General features: G+C 68.0%; 19 protein-coding genes. 11 read left to right on the forward strand and 8 right to left on the reverse strand.

Annotated elements, in window-relative coordinates:
• Positions 1-9: 9 nt before the first annotated feature.
• A complete protein-coding gene (locus VMT40_RS24270; protein WP_326361005.1) occupies positions 10-384 on the forward strand; it encodes a DUF2784 domain-containing protein in 375 nt (124 codons plus the stop codon).
• Here the strand turns inward: VMT40_RS24270 and VMT40_RS24275 are convergent.
• From VMT40_RS24275 to VMT40_RS24285, 3 genes are read right to left on the reverse strand one after another with little or no spacing between them, the layout of a single operon-like run.
• Positions 368-1120 carry a hypothetical protein gene (locus tag VMT40_RS24275; RefSeq protein WP_326361006.1) on the reverse strand — a complete coding sequence of 251 codons (753 nt, stop codon included), beginning with the start codon at positions 1118-1120 and terminating at the stop codon, positions 368-370. The genes VMT40_RS24270 and VMT40_RS24275 overlap by 17 nt on opposite strands.
• The gene (locus VMT40_RS24280; protein ID WP_326361007.1) at positions 1117-1944 is read right to left on the reverse strand and encodes an ABC transporter ATP-binding protein; all 828 of its coding nucleotides are present in this window, start codon (positions 1942-1944) and stop codon (positions 1117-1119) included. Before VMT40_RS24280 ends, VMT40_RS24275 begins: the two co-directional genes overlap by 4 nt.
• Complete coding sequence (locus VMT40_RS24285; protein ID WP_326361008.1) at positions 1937-2140, reverse strand: hypothetical protein; 204 nt, start codon at positions 2138-2140, stop codon at positions 1937-1939. Before VMT40_RS24285 ends, VMT40_RS24280 begins: the two co-directional genes overlap by 8 nt.
• Before the next feature lie 92 nt (positions 2141-2232).
• Here VMT40_RS24285 and VMT40_RS24290 point away from each other — a divergent pair, with 92 nt between their 5' ends.
• The gene (locus VMT40_RS24290; RefSeq protein WP_326361009.1) at positions 2233-2778 is read left to right on the forward strand and encodes a helix-turn-helix domain-containing protein; all 546 of its coding nucleotides are present in this window, start codon (positions 2233-2235) and stop codon (positions 2776-2778) included.
• Between the two features lie 21 nt (positions 2779-2799).
• Here VMT40_RS24290 and VMT40_RS24295 read toward each other — a convergent pair whose 3' ends face one another.
• Entirely contained in the window at positions 2800-3585 is a 786-nt protein-coding gene (locus VMT40_RS24295; RefSeq protein WP_326361011.1) for a thioesterase II family protein, read from the reverse strand.
• 65 nt (positions 3586-3650) lie between these two features.
• Between VMT40_RS24295 and VMT40_RS24300 the strand changes: the two genes are divergently transcribed.
• A complete protein-coding gene (locus VMT40_RS24300) occupies positions 3651-5021 on the forward strand; it encodes a CoA transferase (protein ID WP_326361012.1) in 1371 nt (456 codons plus the stop codon).
• Between the two features lie 189 nt (positions 5022-5210).
• The gene (locus tag VMT40_RS24305; RefSeq protein WP_326361013.1) at positions 5211-6755 is read left to right on the forward strand and encodes an MFS transporter; all 1545 of its coding nucleotides are present in this window, start codon (positions 5211-5213) and stop codon (positions 6753-6755) included.
• Positions 6756-6762: 7 nt separating this feature from the next.
• Here VMT40_RS24305 and VMT40_RS24310 read toward each other — a convergent pair whose 3' ends face one another.
• Positions 6763-7335, reverse strand: coding sequence for a TetR/AcrR family transcriptional regulator (locus VMT40_RS24310; RefSeq protein ID WP_326361014.1), 573 nt, complete (start codon positions 7333-7335; stop codon positions 6763-6765).
• A 105-nt stretch (positions 7336-7440) separates the two neighbouring features.
• On the opposite strand from VMT40_RS24310, the gene VMT40_RS24315 reads away from it, so the two are divergent.
• From VMT40_RS24315 to VMT40_RS24330, 4 genes are all read left to right on the forward strand, one after another.
• Positions 7441-8652 (forward strand): FAD-dependent monooxygenase, encoded by a 1212-nt coding sequence (locus VMT40_RS24315; protein WP_326361016.1) that lies wholly within the window; start codon positions 7441-7443, stop codon positions 8650-8652.
• 69 nt (positions 8653-8721) lie between these two features.
• Positions 8722-9753 carry a nucleoside hydrolase gene (locus VMT40_RS24320; RefSeq protein ID WP_326361740.1) on the forward strand — a complete coding sequence of 344 codons (1032 nt, stop codon included), beginning with the start codon at positions 8722-8724 and terminating at the stop codon, positions 9751-9753.
• Positions 9750-10634 (forward strand): amidohydrolase family protein, encoded by an 885-nt coding sequence (locus tag VMT40_RS24325; protein ID WP_326361017.1) that lies wholly within the window; start codon positions 9750-9752, stop codon positions 10632-10634. Before VMT40_RS24320 ends, VMT40_RS24325 begins: the two co-directional genes overlap by 4 nt.
• A 105-nt stretch (positions 10635-10739) precedes the next feature.
• Positions 10740-11102, forward strand: coding sequence for a DUF1304 domain-containing protein (locus VMT40_RS24330; protein WP_326361019.1), 363 nt, complete (start codon positions 10740-10742; stop codon positions 11100-11102).
• An 8-nt stretch (positions 11103-11110) separates the two neighbouring features.
• Here the strand turns inward: VMT40_RS24330 and VMT40_RS24335 are convergent, their stop codons facing one another.
• The 3 genes from VMT40_RS24335 to VMT40_RS24345 are packed head-to-tail and all read right to left on the reverse strand — an operon-like array spanning position 11111 to position 12980.
• Positions 11111-12094 (reverse strand): zinc-binding dehydrogenase, encoded by a 984-nt coding sequence (locus VMT40_RS24335; protein ID WP_326361020.1) that lies wholly within the window; start codon positions 12092-12094, stop codon positions 11111-11113.
• Between the two features lie 11 nt (positions 12095-12105).
• A complete protein-coding gene (locus VMT40_RS24340) occupies positions 12106-12528 on the reverse strand; it encodes an organic hydroperoxide resistance protein (RefSeq protein ID WP_326361022.1) in 423 nt (140 codons plus the stop codon).
• The gene (locus VMT40_RS24345; protein WP_326361023.1) at positions 12525-12980 is read right to left on the reverse strand and encodes a MarR family winged helix-turn-helix transcriptional regulator; all 456 of its coding nucleotides are present in this window, start codon (positions 12978-12980) and stop codon (positions 12525-12527) included. The genes VMT40_RS24340 and VMT40_RS24345 overlap by 4 nt, the downstream gene beginning before the upstream one ends.
• Before the next feature lie 178 nt (positions 12981-13158).
• Between VMT40_RS24345 and VMT40_RS24350 the strand changes: the two genes are divergently transcribed.
• The 3 genes from VMT40_RS24350 (at position 13159) to VMT40_RS24360 (ending at position 19092) form a co-directional block, all read left to right on the forward strand.
• A complete protein-coding gene (locus tag VMT40_RS24350; RefSeq protein ID WP_326361024.1) occupies positions 13159-14343 on the forward strand; it encodes an acyl-CoA dehydrogenase family protein in 1185 nt (394 codons plus the stop codon).
• Between the two features lie 142 nt (positions 14344-14485).
• Positions 14486-18397 (forward strand): amino acid adenylation domain-containing protein, encoded by a 3912-nt coding sequence (locus VMT40_RS24355; RefSeq protein ID WP_326361025.1) that lies wholly within the window; start codon positions 14486-14488, stop codon positions 18395-18397.
• Positions 18394-19092: a DUF6875 domain-containing protein gene (locus VMT40_RS24360; RefSeq protein ID WP_326361026.1), complete on the forward strand. Its 699-nt coding sequence runs from the start codon at positions 18394-18396 to the stop codon at positions 19090-19092. Before VMT40_RS24355 ends, VMT40_RS24360 begins: the two co-directional genes overlap by 4 nt.
• The last annotated feature ends 17 nt before the right edge of the window (positions 19093-19109 follow it).

Raw genomic sequence — 19109 nt, forward strand, 5'->3', positions numbered from 1 at the left:
TCTGGGTGCATGGGCTACCGGCTTCTCGCCGATGCGACCGCGGTCGTGCACTTTCTGTTCGTGGCCTATGTCGTGCTGGGCGGGTTCATCGCGTGGCGGTGGCCGCGGACCATCTGGCTGCACGTGCTGGCCTTCGCCTGGGGCTTCAGCACGGTCCTGTTCAAATTCGAGTGCCCGCTGACCGATCTGGAGAACTGGGCACGGCATCGCGCGGGTGAGGCGGGGCTGCCGTCGAGCGGGTTCATCGATCACTACATCACGGGGGTGCTGTATCCGCGCAGTGCGCTGGAGGAAGTCCGGGTGCTCGTTGTGATCTGTGTCGTCGTGTCGTGGGTGGGTCTCTACATGTTGTCCCGGCGGCGGGCGGTCACGCAGCGGTCTTGATCGCGCGGATCGGCGTGGTCAACGCCGTCGTGAGCGCGGCCACGGTCAGGATCAGCAGTACCAGAAGCGATTTCGCCGCGTCGCCGAATGCGAAGCCGGAGGCGTCGATGGTCGGTTGCAGGGCGGTGGTGGGCAGGTACGGCTGGATCTTGGGAACCGTCGAGATCAGCAGGCAGAGCACGTAGATCCCGGCGGTGACGCCAGCCGCCGCGCCCGCCGAGCCGAGTCGGGCGGCCAGGGCCGCCGCGAACACGGCGAACAGGACCACCGCGAGTGCCTGCACCGCAAGCGAACCCGCTCCGGACGCCAACGGGAACGATCCGAACAGGGCCCAGCATTCGTAGAGTGAGACCGCGGCCCCGACCAGTGCCGCCACGGCTATCAGACCGGCCGCGACCAGAATTCGCGGCAGGAACAGGCGTACGGGCGAGACTTCCCGGCTGAGGTAGTAGATGCCGATCGGCTCGGTATTGCGCAGTGCGCACGTTTGCGCGGCGAGCACCATGGCCACGGCTGCCGCCAGCAGGCCCGTGTTCTTCACGTACTGTTGCAATCCATCTCGCCAGTCGGGCTGTCGAAGCAGTTGGATATCGCCGGACCGCCCGATGAGCTCCGGCAGGTACTTCGCGCCCAGCAGCGAGACGAAGCCGAACAGCGCGAAGGCGGCCACCAGCGCGATCAGACGCCGGGTACGCAGCCACCGATACCATTCGACGCGGAACACGGTGCGGTTCATGCCTTCTCCCCTATCGCGGTGAAGAACGCGTCGGTCAGACTCGGCCGGGTCAGCCGGATATCGGCGATCTCGCCACTGTGCGCGGCGGCGTCGGCGAGGGCCGGGCCCCACGCGGCCGGTTCGGCCTCGACGATCCGACCGCCGTTCATGGCGATCCGCAGGGTCGGCGCACCGGCGTGCAGGTCCAGGAATTCGGCTGTCGGACCGGCGAATACCGTGCGCCCGCGATGGAGGACCAGCAGCCGGTCGGCGAGATCCTCGACATCGGCGAGCAGGTGACTGGAGAACACGACGGTCATCCGGCCGCCCAGGTCCCGGATCAGCGCCAGCACGGCGGCCCGGCCTTCGGGATCCAGGGCGCTGGTGGGTTCGTCGAGTATGAGCACCTCGGGTGCGCGCACCAGTGCGGCCGCGATGCCCAAGCGCTGCAACATGCCCCGGGAGAATCCCCCGGTGCGGCGATGGGCGTGCCGCTGGAGATCCACTGCCTCGAGCGTGGCGTCAACAGACCACGCGCTCGTCGGCCGGGCCGGTCCGATGGCCCGCGACTGTTCGAGCACCTCCCGCGCCGTGAGCCAGGGCTCGAAACCCGGTGTGTCCGGACAATATCCGAGGGCATCCAGCCCGATGGGTACGCGCACGCTGCCCGCGCTGACCGGTTGCAAGCCCAGCACGGTTCGGATCAGGGTGGTCTTGCCCGCGCCATTGAGCCCGATCAGTCCGATGACCCCGGGTCCATCGACGCTCCAGCCGACGCCGTCCAGCGCCGTGAAGTCGCCGAAACGCACCGAGACATCGTGGACTTCTAGGTAGTGCTCAGCCACGGTCGGCGACACCGTCCCGGCCGACCACCAGGTAGATGATCCCGCCGAGCGGAATGCTGATCAGGCAGATGATCGCCCACACCCACTTCGGCAGGTATTTGACGCGGGCGCGACTCAGGTCGTACCAGCAGAACCCGACGAAAGCCAGCCCCACCACGATCAGCGGTATCAGCGCGGCGACGGGAATGTTCGACACTGCGGTTCCTCTCCTCGTCCCACCCCCATTCCATTGTTCTCACTATCGTGAACATTATCAATAGTGAGATCAAAGCTGCTACGGTCGACACCGTGGATTCCGTCGAACTGCTGCTGCACCCGGTTCGGCTCCGGATCGTGCAGGCCTTCCTGGGCGAACGGACCCTGACGACCGCCGAGCTCAATGCCGAACTCGACGACGTCCCACCGGGCAGCCTCTACCGGCATATCGCCCGGTTGGTGAATGCCGAGGTGCTCGAGGTCGTCGCCGAGCGTCGCGTGCGCGGCACGGTCGAACGGACCTATCGGCTGCGCCAGGCCGCGGCGCGGGTCGATCACGAGGCCCTGGCCGCCATGAGCACCGAGGAGCAGCGCCGCGCCTTCATGGCCTATGTGGCCGGACTCGTGGGCGATTTCGACCGCTACCTCACGCGCGACGATATCGACTATGTCCGCGACGGCGTCGGCTACCGGATGATCGGATTGTGGCTCGACGACGCCGAATTCGCCGACTTCGTGGGAAAGCTGGGGCAAGCGGTCGCGCCGTTCCTCGACAACGGCCCCGCCCCGGGGCGCACGCTGCGGCTCCTGCGCACCGTCATCCTTCCCGCTGATCGCGCCTCGGAGCATCCGAGCTGATCGACCCGGGGCGTCCGGGCGTCAGCTCGAGCGGCCCGGCACCGCCGACAGGGTCCGCGTGATCAAATCGACCAGGGCGGGCTGGTTTTCGGGCAGGTCGAGGTAGAAGTGACCGCCGTCGAAGGTGGCCAGCTCGAAATCCGCGGCGGTGTAGGCACGCCACCGCTCGGCCTGTTCGGCGGTCGTGGTCGGGTCGGCATTGCTCACCAGCGCGGTGATCGAGGTGTGTAAGGGCTCGCCGGGTCGATGCCGGTACGTCTCGACGGCGCGGTAGTCGTTGCGCAGGGCGGGCAGGACCAATTCGGCCAGGCTCGGTTCGTCGCGCAGGATGCGCACGGATTCCGGGTCGTTGGACAACAGTTCGAGCTGGGCGATGAGGCCCTCGTCGGGGCCCGCGTGCAGGCGACCGGTCTCCTCGAAATCCGGTGCGGGACGCCCCGACACGAACAGATGCGACACCGCGCGCCCGCCCGCCTCCACCCGCCGTGCCGTCTCGTAGGCGACGATCGCGCCCATGCTGTGCCCGAAGATGGCCGGGCGCACATCCTTCGGCCAGGCCAGCAGGTCCGCGGCGATGCGGTCGGCCAGTTCGGTGAGCTCCGGGACGAGGGCGTCGCCGAGGCGGTCCTGCCGCCCCGGGTACTGGACCCCGAATACCGCTGTGCCCGAGCCGAATCGTTGGGCCAGGGCTCGATAGGCGGTGACCGAGCCGCCGCCGGGCGGGAAGCACACCAGCACGGTGCGCGGGTTCGGATCGGACTTCAGTTCTCGCAGCCAGGTGGTTCCGGTGGGATCGGTGACAGTCACCCGAACGAGTATGCCGTGAGAATCGCCACGGCGGTGCCGCCCGGTCCCGGCGATACAGTCGGACGGTGGCTACCTATGACGAGCTGGTCCGCGCGTACGAAGCCGGTGTCGGGGTCGACGGGACACCGTTGCCGCCGGTCGATCCGGGCACGAATCTGGCTGCGACACTGCCGGTTTGGGCCTTGGCGGGCGGGGCGGTCGCGGCCTTCGCCACCGCCGCCGACCGCTGGCGCGAGACGATCGGGCTCGAACCGCTGCACAGCGTCATCGATCCGGGCCGCGTCGCCGCCGCGTTTTCCAGCGAGCGCCTGTTCCGAATCGACGGTGAGCGGCCGCATATCTTCGCAGAGTTGTCCGGATTCTTTCGCGCTGCGGACGCATGGGTGCGCACGCACGCCAACTATTCGCACCACCGCGACCGCCTGCTGATGGCCCTCGCGCTGCCCGCCACCGCGAGCCGGGCGGATTTCGTCCGCCGCGTCGCGACATTGAGCGCCACCGATATCGAACAGCGCGCGGCCGAGCACGGGGCCCTCGCGGTGCGGGTCCGTTCGGAGCGGGAGTGGGCCGACAGCCCGCAGGGCAAGGCGGCGGCGTCGGGTCCCCTCGTCGCCCTCGAACCGCGCGCGGATCGGGGCGCAGTCGAATCCCCCACGGCGGCAACACGGCTGCTGCCGTTGCGCGGTCTGCGCGTGCTGGATCTGACGCGGGTGATCGCCGGACCCGTGGCGACGCGGGCATTGGCCCTGCTCGGAGCCGATGTGCTGCGCATCGACCCGCCGTTCCTGCCCGAGATCGGATGGCAGTTCCTGGACACCTGCCAGGGGAAGCGGAGCACTGTAGCCGATTTGCGTACCGAGCTTCCCGTTTTTCGCGAATTGATCAGCAATGCGGACATAATCATCTCTGGTTACCGACCGGGCAGATTGGAACGGCTCGGCGTGCGGCCCGGGGAAATGCGGCCGGGAATTGTCTACGGCCGAGTTTCGGCGTGGGGCGAAACGGGTCCTTGGGGCGATCGGCGCGGTTTCGACAGCATCGTGCAAGCAGCTTCGGGAATTTCGCTCATCGAAGGCACACAAGGTAATTCGCCTGGCGAACCATCTGTTGGCGCGCTGCCCGCGCAGGCGCTCGACCATGCCAGCGGCTACCTGCTCGCCGCGGGCGTGCTCGACGCGCTGCGCGCCCGGCGAGCCGACGGACGCGGCCGCGATGTCCGAGTCGCCCTGGCCCGTACGGCATCCTGGCTGCTCGCGGCGTCGGGTCGAACCCCAGAACACGATCCCGCGGCGGATCCCGATCCCCGGTATGGCGTCAGGCATGGCGCGGTGACCACCGCGGGGCCCGCACTGACCGAGTATCCGGACTACCCTTGGCCCGCTCGGGATTACGGAATGGACACAACCGAGTGGAAAGACCGACCGTACGGTTCATAGCTCGACCGTATGTATACAACCTGATGCACGTACACCCGCAATTGCATTCGCGAATTAGGCGAATTCCCTTGCAATTGAAGCCTTTCGACACGCCGTACTTGTCCCCCGCGTGACGTTAATAAATGAGACCCTGAAACCGACACCTATATTGTCGACCCCTATGTCGACATGTGGATGGAGGACGTCACCGTGGACACACCTACTCCCTTGCTCACCGCTGCCGATGGCGCCGGTACGGCGGTAGGGAGAAGGGAATGGGCCGGTTTGGCGGTGCTGGCGCTGGCCTGCCTGGTGTATTCGATGGACCTCACCGTCCTGCACCTGGCGGTACCCCAGATCAGCGAGATCCTGCGCCCCACCAGCTCCCAATTGCTCTGGATCATCGACGTTTACGGGTTTCTGGTGGCGGGTCTGCTGCTGACCATGGGGACCATCGGTGACCGCATCGGACGCCGACGACTCTTGATGGTCGGGGCCGCCGCCTTCGCCGCGGTCTCGGTGATCGCGGCCTTCGCGCCCTCGGCCCCCGTGCTGATCGGCTGCCGCGCACTGCTGGGCGTGGCCGGGGCCACCCTCGCGCCCTCGACACTCTCGTTGATCTTCACCATGTTTCGTAACGCGAATCAGCGATCGGTCGCGGTCGGGGTGTGGGTCGGCGCCTACTCGGTCGGCGGCTCGATCGGCCCGCTGGCGGGCGGCATCATGCTCGAACACTTCTGGTGGGGTTCGGTTTTCCTGCTGGCCGTGCCGGTCATGCTGCTGCTGATCGTGCTCGCCCCGAAAGTGCTGCCCGAATACCGCGATCCGGACGCGGGGCGACTGGATCTGATCAGCGCGGCGCTGTGCACCTGCGCGGTGCTGCTGGTGGTCTTCGGCATGAAGAAGGCGGCTCAGGACGGGCCCGGACCGGCCGCCATGTCGGCCCTGATGGTGGGTATCGCGATCGGCGCGGTCTTCGTCAAGCGCCAGCTCAATACCGACGAGCCCATGCTGGATCTGCGGTTGTTCCGGCTGGGCAGCTTCCGGACCGCGCTCACCATCAATATGGTCGCGATCTTCGTGGCCTTCGGGTACGCGCTGTTCGTGGGGCAGTATTTCCAACTGGTGCTGGGCATGTCGCCGCTGCGCGCCGGAATCGCCACCATCCCCGCCGGGCTCGGATTCATGATCGGCTCCCAGGTGGGCCCGCGCATCATGAAATTCGTCCGACCCGCGTACATGATCGGCATCGGCATGGCCATGGCGGCGGCGGGCCTGCTGCTGCTCACCCGGATCACGGCGACCGGAGGTGTAGAACTCACCATCGCGGCCTCGCTGCTGGTGTCCTTCGGTCTCGCACCGGTTTTCGGGATCACCACCGAACTCATCGTGGGCACCGCGCCCCCGGAGCAGGCCGGGGCGGCCTCGGGGCTCTCCGAGACGGGGGCCGAATTCGGTGGCGCGCTGGGGATCTCGATCCTCGGCAGCATCAGCATCGCGATCTACCGCAGCCAGCTCAATGCCACGCTGCCCTACGGGCTGGAGGGCAACGACGCGAACGCGGCGCGCGACACTCTCGGCGCGGCAATGGAAGTCGCGCGGACCCTGCCGGACAAGGTGGGCAATGCGGTGGCCCTCGCGGCCAAGCACGCGTTTCTCACCGGCATGCATTTGACCGCGGCCATTGCCGCCGGGGCCGCGCTGCTGCTGGCGGTCATCGCCATGACCCGACTGCGGCATGTGCCGCCGGGCTAGGTGGCGACTACTTGCCGCGCATCGCCTCGACGGCGGTGCGCAGGGAATCACCGTCCAGCAGTTCGGCATCGGGGGCGACCAGCTTCTGTATAGCCAGTCCCTGAAAGAGCAGGAACAACAGCTGGGCCACCGCCGACGCCTGTTCCTCGCTCAATTCCGGGTGCGCCGCGCGCAGGCTGGTGGCGATATCGCGGTGCGCCACCGCGCTCGCCTGCACCATGAAGGCCTGGCGTTCCGGATCACGGGCGATCTGAATGCCGTTCTCGGTGCTCAGCAGCAAGCCATCGCGATTGCGCTGCGCGACCTCGACGAAACCGTTCCAGATACCGGCCAGCGACTCCCACAGGGACGTGCCCTCCCCCGCCTCGCGGATGGCCGCCTCCATGTCGTCACCGATCCGGGTGCCGATACCGATGGTGATGGCCTCGGTGACCAACTGATCCTTGGACCCGAAGTGATAGCCGATGGCGGCCAGGCTCACCCCGGCGGCGGTGGCGATATCGCGGGCGGTCACCTTGGCCAGCCCGCGAGCCAGGACCGCTTGGCGAGCGCCTTCCAGGAGGTCTTCTCGATTTCCCATAACCCCACCCTACCAGCGTCTTAGACATTTGTTCTAGACAAGCGTGTCAGCGTCTGTTAGACATATGTCTTAGACGGACGTACACGCCACACCTTGGAGATCGACATGACCGGCAACCCCACCCCCCGCATCCTCGTCGTCGGCGGCGGCATCGCGGGCAATACCCTTGCCCTGCAACTGCTTCAGGCCGGAATCGCCACCACCGTCGTCGAACGGGCCACCGCTCCCCGACCGGGCGGCCAGGCCGTCGACCTGCGCACCGCCAGCCGCGAGGTCGCCGAGCGCCTGGGTCTCATGCCCGGCATCCGCAAGCTGCAGGTCGACGAGCGCGGCTGGGCGTTCGTCGACGAGAGCGGCAGGACCTACGCCCGCGTCGACGTGGCCACCTTCGACGGCGAGGGACCCGCGGCCGAGATCGAGATCTCGCGCGGCGACCTCAACCAGGTGCTGCTCGACCGGATCACGGAGGTCGGCGGGCCGCTGGACTACCGCTACGGCGACTGGGTCGAGCACATCGCTCAGGACGCCACCGGAGTCGATGTCAGCTTCGCCTCCGGCGGCACCGAACGCTTCGATCTGGTCGTGGCCGCGGACGGCGTGCACTCGGCCACCCGGCGCATGGTCTTCGGCCCCGAGGAGCAGTTCGCCGCCCACCTCGGCGGCTACATGGCCTTCTTCACCATGCCCACCCCCGACGACGCCGAGGAGGGCTGGCTGACCGGATGCTCGATTCCCAGCGCCTCCTTCGCGATTCGCCCCGACCGCGACCCGGCCACCTCGAAGGCGATCATCACCCTGCGCCAGGACTACGACCCGGCGCTGCGCCGGGATCCGGCCGCGCAGCAGGCCCGGATTCGCGAAATGCTCACGGGGGCGGGCTGGAAGGCCTCGACCATTCTCGAGGCCATGGCCACCACGCCGGACTTCTACTTCGATCAGCTGGCGCGGATCGATGTGCCGGAACTGTCCTCGGGCCGGGTCACCCTGCTCGGCGACGCCGGATACTGCGGGTCGCCGCTGACCGGGATGGGCACCGCCATGGCGATGGTCGGCGCATACCTGCTCGCGGGTGAAATCGCCGCCACCCCCGGCGATCTGGGTCGCGCGCAGGCCCGCTACCAGGAGCTGATCACGCCGTTCCTGGACAAGGCCAAGGAGCTGCCGGGCGGCGGGATCAAGATGATGCTGCCGACCACGCGGTTCGGGGCGGCGATGGCGCGGATGAACTGGCGGCTCATGACCTCCAAGGCGATGCTGCCGCTCACCAAGAAGCTCTTCGCCCCCGCCACCTCCGACTACGTCCTGCCGACGTACTGAGAATCCGGTGCTGTCAACGCCGCCAGCAGCGTGCCCGCTACCCTCGACACCGTGCGGCAGAAGATCCTCATGGACAACGACACCGGCATCGATGATTCCCTGGGCCTGCTCTACCTACTCGCCTCCCCCGAGGCCGAGATCGTCGGAATCGCCTCGAGCGCGGGCAATGTGCCCGCGCCGCAGGTGGCCGCGAACAATCTCGCCCTGCTCGACCTGGTGCGAGCCCCGGAGCTGGAAGTGGCCCAGGGGGCGCTGACCCCGCTCGCGGTGCCGCTGCGGACCACCGAGGACACCCACGGTCCGCAGGGCGTGGGCTACGCGGAGCTGCCGCCGACCACCCGGACCCTGTCCGATCGGTCGGCGGCGCAGCTGTGGGTGGACCTGGTGCGCGAGCATCCCGGCGAGATCGTGGGCCTGTGCACCGGCCCGCTCACCAATCTCGCGCTGGCGCTGCGAATGGAACCGCAACTGCCGCAACTGTTGCGGCGGCTGGTGATCATGGGCGGCGCGTTCAACCATCCCGGCAACACCACCCCCACCAACGAGTGGAATGTGCACGTCGATCCGGAGGCGGCCAAGGAGGTCTTCGACGCCTTCTCCGCGGCACCGGCGGATCGGCGGCCCATCGTGTGCGCGCTCGACATCACCGAGACCATCGAGATGCGGCCGAAACACCTGGCGCTGTTGGCCGAACGAGCCGGGAGCACACCGGTGGAGCTCGTCACCGAGAACGACCCGCCCGAACAGCGGTCGGCGGCGAGCAATCCGCTGGTCCGGTATCTGACCGATGCGGTCCGGTTCTACTTCGACTTCCACAAGCTCTACGACCAGGGCTATCTGGCGCACATGCACGATCCGTTCGCGGCGGCCGTCGCGCTGGATCCGAGCCTGGCCGTCACCAAGCCCGCGACCGTGGATGTGGAGCTGGCCGGGACCATTACCCGCGCCACCACGGTCGCCGACTGGGCGGGCATGTGGGGTCGGGAACCCAACGCGGACATCGTGGTCGCGACCGATCCGGAGGCGTTCTTCGACCGGCTCATCACTCGGGTCGGCGATTACGCGCGGACGGTGTTCGCCGACCAGGATCCGCGCGCGTGACCGACGGGCACGATCTGGATTACGTCACCGGTTTCCGGACCCGACTCGGGCTGCCCGGAATCATCGACGTCCACACCCATTTCATGCCCGAACAGGTGCTGCGCAAGGTGTGGGGCTATTTCGATGCGGCCGGGCCGCTGATCGGCCGCCGCGAGTGGCCGATCACCTACCGCGACGAAGAGCAGGTGCGGCTGAAGACCCTGCGCGGCTTCGGGGTTCGCGCGTTCACCTCGATGGTCTACCCGCACAAACCGGACATGGCGGCCTGGCTCAACGAGTGGTCGGCCGATTTCGCCTCCCGCACCCCGGATTGCCTGCACACCTCGACCTTCTACCCCGAACCCGGCGCGGCCGAGTATGTGCGCGCCGCCATCGAGGGCGGCACCCGAATCTTCAAGCTGCACATCCAGGTAGGCCACTACCACCCGGCCGACCCACTCCTGGACGAGGTCTGGTCCATGATCCAGGACGCCGCCATCCCGGTGGTCATGCACTGCGGATCCGGACCCGCCCCAGGCGAATTCACCGGCCCGGGGCCGATGTCCCAACTGCTGCACCGCTTCCCCCGACTACGCCCCATCATCGCCCACATGGGCGCCCCCGAATACAGCGACTTCCTGGACCTGGCCGAGTCCTACGACGGCGTCCTCCTGGACACCACCATGAACTTCACCGACTTCTTCGACGCCGCCGCCTTCCCCAAAACCGAACTCCCCCGCCTCCGGGCCCTGGCCGACCGCATCCTCTTCGGCAGCGACTTCCCGAACATCCCCTACCCGTACGGCCACGCCCTGTTCGCCCTGGAACGCCTGGATCTCGGCGACGACTGGCTGCGCCAGGTCTGCCACGACAACGCCGCCGAGCTGTTCGGCCTCGGGTAGCGCCCACGACACTCCCTCGCGGGCTGCGGGATCCGGGTCGGCGCGCGCGAGGTCTGTCACGATGGACCGAATTCGGCGCGAACCCTCACGAAAGGCGGGTCGGTCATGCGGTTGGTCGCGGAGATCCTGGTTGGATTGCTAGCCGCGTTGCATGTGTACATCTTGGTGTTGGAGATGTTCTTGTGGACCACGCCGCGGGGGCGGGCGGCGTTCGGGACCACGGCGCAGTTCGCCGAGGAGACCAAGGCGTTGGCCGCGAATCAGGGGTTGTACAACGGGTTTTTGGCGGCGGGGCTGATCTGGGGGTTGATCGCGTCGGATCCGACGGGGCAGGCCGCGAAGATCTTCTTCGCGGCCTGCGTGGTGGTGGCCGGGCTCTATGGCGCGGCGACCGCCAATCGTCGGATTCTGTTCGTCCAGGCGCTGCCGGGGGCGATTACCTTGATTGCCGTGTTGATTGCCGGTTAGCGCGGCGGTTAGCGTTCGGCGCTGAGGGCGATCTTGGCGTTGCGGCCGGGGCGCTCGCTCGCGGCGGCGGCCTCGGCCGCTTCCTCGAGCGGGTAGGTGCCCTCGACGGGCAGGTCCAGGACGCCCTGGGCGGCCAGGGTGACGAGCTCGGTGATGAGGCGGCGGCGCTCGTCGCCGCCGATCTCCTCGGCGCGCTTGGAACCCCAGAAGCCCTTGACCACGGCCTGTTTGAAGATCAGCGGGCCCGGGTTGAGCACCATCGGCTGGCCCGAGAGCGCGCCGAAGGTGATGAGTTCACCGCGCGGGCCGAGCAAAGAGAGCAGATCATTGGCCGCCTTGCCGCTGACCTGGTCGACGCCGCGAACGATGGGTTCACCGCCGGTTAGTTCCGCCGCGCGCTCCTGCCAGCCGTCGGACTCGGTGTCGAGCACCGGTTCGAAACCCAACTCCTGCAAGGACTTCGCGGACGCGGCGCTGCGCACGAGGTTCAGCACCTTCACCCCGCGAGCCCGCGCGAGCAGGTTCAGCAGACGACCGACCGCGCCATTGGCGGCATTGATCGCAATCCACTGCCCGGCTTCGACATTCAGATCCTCGAGCAGCATCAGCGCGCTCAAGGGCATGGCCAGCAGCTGGCTGGCGGTCGCGTCGGATACCGAGTCCGGCACCGGCACCACGCCGCCCGCCTTGGCCACGAAGTATTCCGCCCACGCGCCCTGCACACCCGAAACCGTCACGCGCTGACCGACTTCCAGGCCCGTGACACCCTCGCCGAGGGCATCGACGCGGCCGACGGCCTCGGTGCCCGGCACGGCGGGCAGTTCCGGCCGATAGCCGTAGATGCCGCGAATAATGGCCAGGTCGTGATTGTGGATCGGGGCCAGCGTGGTGGCGATGCGCACCTCGCCCGGGCCGGGCTCGGGCACGGGCCGCTCACCGGCCGTCAGCACATCCTTGGGCTCGCCGAACTGTTCGATGACTACCGCGCGCATGCTCATCCTCCTCAGTCCTCGACCACGATGACGTCGACGTCGATGTTCCCGCGGGTGGCATTGGAGTACGGGCACACCTGGTGCGCCTTGTCCGCCAGCACCCGCGCCTCGTCGAGCGGCAGATGCGGCAGCGACACCTCGAGGGTGACGGTCAGGCCGAAGCCGCCGGTCTCGTTGGGGCCGATGCCGACCTTCGCGCCGACGGCCGAATCGTCGACATTCTCCTTGGTGGCACGCGCGACGGTGCGCAGCGCGGAGTGGAAGCAGGCCGCGTATCCGGCGGCGAAGAGCTGTTCGGGATTGGTGCCGATGCCGTTGCCGCCCATCTCCTTCGGGATCGACAGGTCGAAGTCGACCTTGCCGTCATCGGTGCGGACGTGCCCGTTGCGGCCGTCACCGGTCGCCAGGGCCTCTGCGGTGTAGAGCACGCTCATCGGTCGTTCTCCTTCTGTCGGGTGTGGCTGGTCAGCGCCTCGGTGAGTCGGCGCAGGGTGGTACGGAGGTCGGACAGTTCGTCCAGGGACATGCCGGTGATCTCCTCGGACTGCCCGGGGATATGGCATGCGGCCGAGCGCAATTCGCGGCCGCGGTCGGTCAGGGTGATCTCGACCCGGCGCTCGTCGGCCGTCGAACGACGCCGCTCGACGAAACCGGCCGATTCGAGCCGTTTCAGCAAGGGCGAGAGGGTGCCGGAGTCCAATTCCAACGCCGCGCACAGATCGCCCACGGTTCGGCCGTCGCGCTGCCAGAGCGCGAGCAGGACCAGGTACTGCGGATAGGTGATGCCGAGCGAGTCGAGCTTGGGTCGATACATGGCCGTCATCGCTCGCGATGCCGCGTAGAGCGCGAAGCACAGCTGGTTCTCCAGCGCCTGCTCTTCTGCCATGTCCAACAAAGTAGCCAACAATTAGATTGTGCACAATGTATCTGGCCGTCTCGTCCGTCACACCCCGCGACGACCGGGACAAGGACCGGTACCGATCAGCGGGAATCCCCCTCGCCAACGGTCGAATTGGCGCTACCTTCCACTAGAACCCGTTCCAATAGCGGAGTCAGGAGTGGCGATGACGCACGAGGTAGTGAGCCGGGTCGAGAAGCTGTCGGGGCAGCTGGCGGCGACCGCCGACGAGACCGAGCGGCTGGGCAAGCTCTCCGACGAGAGCGTGAAGCTGGTCCGGCAGGCCGGGGTCATGCGACTGCTGCAGCCCACCGATTTCGGCGGGTACGCCGCGCATCCGCGCGACTTCGCCGAGGCGGTCATGGCCGTGTCCCAGCACTGCGGTTCGACCGGGTGGGTGTGCGGCGTGGGCGGGGTGCACCCGTGGGAGATGGCCCTCATGGACCGGCGGTTGCAAAACGAGGTGTGGGGCGAGAATCCGGACACCTGGATCGCCTCGCCGTACGCGGCACAGGGTGTCGCGACACCCGTCGACGGCGGGTTCACCCTGCGCGGGCGGTGGCAGTTCTCCTCGGGCACCGACCATTGCGACTGGATCTTCCTGGGCGCGTTGACCGGTGACGCCGAGGGCAATCCGCTCATGCCGCCGAAGGTGATGCACGTAGTGCTGCCACGCAGGGACTACACGATCGTGGACGACTCGTGGGATGTGATCGGGCTGCAGGGCACAGGCAGCAAAGACATCATCGTCGACGGGGCGTTCATCCCCTCGTATCGGACCATCGAATTCGACGCGGTCGCCGAGGGCGAGATCGCCGCCGAGCGGGCCGGGCGCACCGACACCGTCTATAAGCTGCCGTTCTGGGCCATGTTCCCGCTCGGGATCACCGCGGCGGTGATCGGGATCGCCGAGGGGGCACTCGCCGCGCATCTCGATTACCAGCGCGATCGAGTCACCGCCATGGGCGTCCGGATCAAGGACGACCCGTACGTGTTGTCGGCCATTTCGGAGGCCGCCGCCGATATCGCGGCGTCGCGCACCCAGTTGATCGACGGCGTCAGCCGCCTCTACGACAAGGCCGAGGCGGGCGAGGAGATCACCTTCGCCGATCGTTCCCTGGTGCGCCGCAATCAAGTTCGCTGCGCCTGGCGGGCCGTGTCGGCGGTGGACGAGATCTTCGCGCGATCGGGCGGCAATGCGGTGCGGCGGCAGAATGTCATGCAGCGGTTCTGGCGGGACGCGCACGTGGGATTGCAGCACGCGATTCACGTGCCCGGATCGCTGTATCACTCAGCGGCATTGACCATCATGGGCGTCGAACCCGAGGGCCTGCAGCGCACCATGATCTGAAAACCAATCGGTTCAGCCGCTTCCGCGTCCCGGCGTCCGAACCACGCCCGACGGCCCTGCTTACGGGCCGTCGGTGTGGTTGATGCCGTAGGTTTGCCACCGAACGAGTCCTGGTAGGCGTTTCGGGAGGCGAGGAGGCAGGGTGGCGCGGGCCGACGGTGGTGCGGGCGGGACGGCGCTCTGCACTGACCTGCCGTTGTCGGCGGCCCAATTGCGCTGGTGGGTGGCCCAACAGCTGTTCCCGGCGGTGCCGAACACCGTGGCCATGTACATGGACCTGACCGGGGCCCTGGAGCGGGAGTTGCTTCAGGAGTGCGGGGCGCGGGCGGCTCGGGAGCTGGAATCGCCGCTGCTGCGGTTCCGACTGGTCGAGGGGTACCCGCGGCAGTACGCGGACCCGGATGCGTTCGAGCCCGCGCCCTTCGTGGATCTGACCGATCGGCCGGATCCGCTGGCGGCCGCGCAGGAATGGATGGAGCGGGACTACGGCTCGCCCCTGGATCTGCTCGCGGATCCGCCGACCGTGGCCAGGGTGTTCCGGCTCGGGCCGCAGCGGCATCTGCTGTACCTGCGCAGTCACCACATCGTCCTGGACGGATTGGGCGCGGCCGCGCTGCTGCGTCGGACAACCGAGTTGTACAGTGCCACACTCGAATCCGATCCGATAGTCAAAAGCGAACCGTCCTTCTTGACGGTCGCCGAGATCCTCGACGACGAGCGCGAATATCTCACCTCCGCGCGGGCTCGCACCGACCGTGAGTACTGGTCGGCGGAACTGGCCGGAATGGGTGAGCCCGCGCGCCTGGTCTCGTCCTCCGCCGCCCCGGCTCCCCGGCCGCATCGGGTGGCCGCGGAGGTGCCGGAGGCGACCGCGACCCGGCTGCGAGAGTTGCGTCAGGACGCGGGAATCGCGTTTCCCGAGCTCACCATCGCGGCCTTCGCCTGCTATCTGGCCGGGATGACCGGCTCCGACGAGATCGTGCTGTCGCTGCCCGTACCCGCGCGGCCGACGGCGGCCCTGCGGCGCTCGGCCGGGACGGTATCGAATGTGGTGCCGTTGCGGCTGACCGGGATTCGTACCGCGACCGGCAGCGATGTTATCGAGCAGGTGCGGGCCAAGGTGGTCGGGGCGCTGCGGCATCAGCGGTATCGATACGAGGACATGCTGCGCGACCGCGGGGAAAACCATACGGTGCGGGGCAGTTTCGGGCCGGTGGTGAACATGCTGCGGTTCGTCGAGCAGCCGCGGGTCGGGCCGTTGAGCGCCGAGGTGCGGTTGTTGTCGCTGGGGCCGGTGGAGGATCTGCTGGTCAACGGGTATCAGCTGGGGCCCGACGAGCGGACGATCACGCTTGATATGCAGGCGAATCCGGAGCTGTACAGCCGGGAGACGCTGGCTTGGCATCACGGGCGGTTTCTGGAGTACCTCGAGCGGTTCCTGGCGGACCTGGGGCAGCCGGTGCCGGGCATCGAACTGCCGGGGGCCACGCCGGTTGCCGCGCCGGATCGCACGTATCGGCTACTGCCGGACCTGCTGCGGTCGGCCCTCGTCAGCTGCCCCGGTTCGGAGGCGGTCGCACTCCAGGACGGCACGCGCACCTGGACGTACCGCGAATTCGACGAGCTGTCCTCGCGCTGGGCTCGCGCTTTGATCGAATACGGTGTCGGCCCTGGCGAATTCGTGCTCGTTGCCGTGCCGCGCTCGGCCGAATCGGTGCTGGCGGTCTGGGCGGTCGCGAAGACCGGGGCGGCCTTCGTGCCGATCGATCCCACCGATCCGGCACGGCGTTTGCAGACGGTCGCGGCGGATTCGGGTGCGCGGGTGGGTATCACCGTGTCCTCGGTGCACGCCGATCTGCCGGAGGAACCGATCTGGCTGGAACTCGATGACCCGGAACTCGGTGCGCGCGTCGCACAGCGGTCCGGTTCACCCCTGAGCGACGGTGATCGGACCCGGCCGCTGCACGCGGAGCATCCGGCGTATCTGATCTATACCTCCGGGACCACCGGAACGCCCAAGGGGGTTGTGGTCGATCATCGGGGGCTCGGATCGCTCACCGACTACATCGTCGACCACTATGCGGTAGATGCGAATTCGCATGTGCTGCATGCCCACGCGCCGTCGTTCGACGCGCACCTGCTGGAGTTGCTCGCCGCTTTCGCGGCGGGGGCACGGCTGATCGTCGAGCCCACGGGTGTGGTCGCCGGGATCGAGCTGATGCGATTGCTCAATGCCGCGCGCATCACCCATTTCCTGACCACCCCGGCGGTGCTGGCGACGCTGAATCCCTCGGATGTGCCGACACTGCGGACCGTCGTGGTCGGCGGTGAGGCCTGCCCCGCCGAGCTGGTTCGGCGGTGGGCACCCGCCGTGAGTCTCTTCAATGGCTACGGACCGACCGAAACCACCATCATGGCAACGCAATCGGCGGCATTGAGCCCGGAACGATCGGTCACCATCGGCCCGGCACTGCCCGGTGTGCGGGCGCTTGTCCTCGACTCCCAGCTGCGCCCGGTTCCGCCCGGCGGCCACGGCGAGCTCTACTTGGGCGGTCCGGGTGTGGCGCAGGGGTATTTGCGGCGGCCTGGTGCGACCGCCGAGCGATTCCTTGCCGATCCGTTCGGGGTCGGCGAAAGGCTGTATCGGACGGGCGATCTCGTCAGCACCGAAGTGGATGGCAGCCTGGTGTTCCTGGGCCGCGCGGACGATCAGCTGGCGGTGCGCGGGCGGCGGGTCGAGGCGGGTGAGGTCGCGGCGGCGCTCATGACCCTGCCGGAGATTTCGCAGGCGGTGGTGACCGTGGACGACGCACCGACCGGGGCACGACTGATCGGCTACGTCGTTGCCGCACAAGATGTTCGCTTGGACACCAAGGCGTTGATTCGCCGCCTGCGCACCCTGCTGCCCGCCGCCCTCGTGCCCGCGCAACTGGTGGAACTGGACCGTCTCCCGGTCACCGCGCACGGCAAGGTCGACCGTGCCGCACTGCCTCCGCCGCCGATCGCCCACCGCGAGTACCGTGCTCCCGAAACCGAGTTGCAGCGATTGGTCGCCGACCATTTCGCCTCGGCCACCGAGACCGAGCGCGTCGGGCTCGACGACGATTTCTTCGAACTCGGCGGCAACTCGCTGCTGGGCGTGGCGGTTTCGGCCGAACTGTCGGCGGCGACCGACCTGCCGGTCACGGTGCGCTGGCTCTACACCGCCCCCACCGTCCTCGAGCTCGCCGAACGGATGGCCGCCTACGACGGCACCACCGCCTCTGATGATGCCCTGGGCCCGGTACTCACCCTGCGCCGCAATGGCTCCGGCGCTCCCCTGTTCTGTGTGCATTCGGCCGTCCCGCTGGCCTGGTGCTACGCGGGCCTGGCCCAATATGTCCGCGACAGGCCGGTATTCGGCCTCCAAGCCCTGAATTCGAGTGGCGATCCGCAGCCCGCCGCCTCCATCGATGAGCTCGCCGGTGGCTATGTCGAGGAGATCGTGCGGGTCCAGCCGGAGGGGCCGTACCACCTGCTCGGCTGGTCGCTGGGTGGGCAGATCGCGCACGCCATCGCCGTCCGATTGCGCGCCCGGGGTGCGGAAGTCGCCACCCTGGCCATGCTCGACAGCATCGTCTTCCCCGACGACATGCCGCCCCCACCTGTGCCGCGCATGCGTGACCTGCTCACGCACCTGCTCGGTGACGAGCCCGAGGACGGCGACGAGCTCCCCGAAGTGACCGCCGAGCAGGCGGCCGCCGAATTGGCCACCTCCGGAGCATCTTTCGGTTCCGGCTTGACCGCCGAGCAGCTGACCCGCCTGCATCGCGGCTACGTCGACGGCGTCCAACTGTCGGCTCGATACCGACCGGCCGTCTTCGACGGCGACCTGCTCTACTTCTCCGCGACCCGCGGCATGACCGAGTCCATCGACTCCAGCATCTGGCGTCCCTACGTCACCGGAACTCTGACCGAGCACCCGGTCGCCGCCACCCACGCCCAGCTCACCAATGCCGATGTCGTCGCGATCATCGGGCCGATCCTGGCCGCCCACCTCGAGGGCCGCGCGTGAGGGCCGGATCCCGCACGGACGTGCGCTGGTTCAACGTCTACGAGGACCCGGAGCAGTGGGATCGCCAGGGTGTCGCGGCCGGAATCCTCACCCGGTGGGTGACCGACCACCTCATGCGCCCGCATCCCGACCTCGGCCGTCCGGGGCCGGTTTGCCCGTTCGTGCGGAGCAGTGTGGGACGGCACCTGTTCTGGGCCGGGCTCGTCGATGGCGGTGACGAGCTGCCCCTCGAGCGCATGAACCTCATCATCGAGGACGCGTTCGAGCTGTATCGTGCGCTGCGGCAGGCGAATCCGGCCGATGCTCGCGGTTTGACGCTCGTCACGGCGTTCCCCGGGCTCACCCGCTACGACCTGATCGATGCCGTCCATCAGCGTCGCAAGACCGAAGTGGTGTCCCAGGGCATGATGCTCGGCCAGTTCTATCCCGGCTGCGCGGTACCCGGCTTGTGGGACCGCGACTTCCATCCCCTCGACGCCCCGCTCCCGATGCTGGTGCTGCGAGCGATGATGAGCACCGACTTCCCGTTCCTGGCGTCCCGCTCGGACTGGCTCTACGCCTATTTCACTCAGCTTGCCCCCGACCTCCCCCGCAACCTCCGCCGGTCGATAGCTGAAAGGATGCGAGTATCCGAGTCAGAGGCGGGTGAGATCACCGCACTGCGGGCACATTCCGCCGATGAACACGCGCGGTGATGACGGAAAAAGCGCGT

This window comes from Nocardia sp. CDC160, from assembly GCF_035818795.1.
GTDB lineage: Bacteria > Actinomycetota > Actinomycetes > Mycobacteriales > Mycobacteriaceae > Nocardia.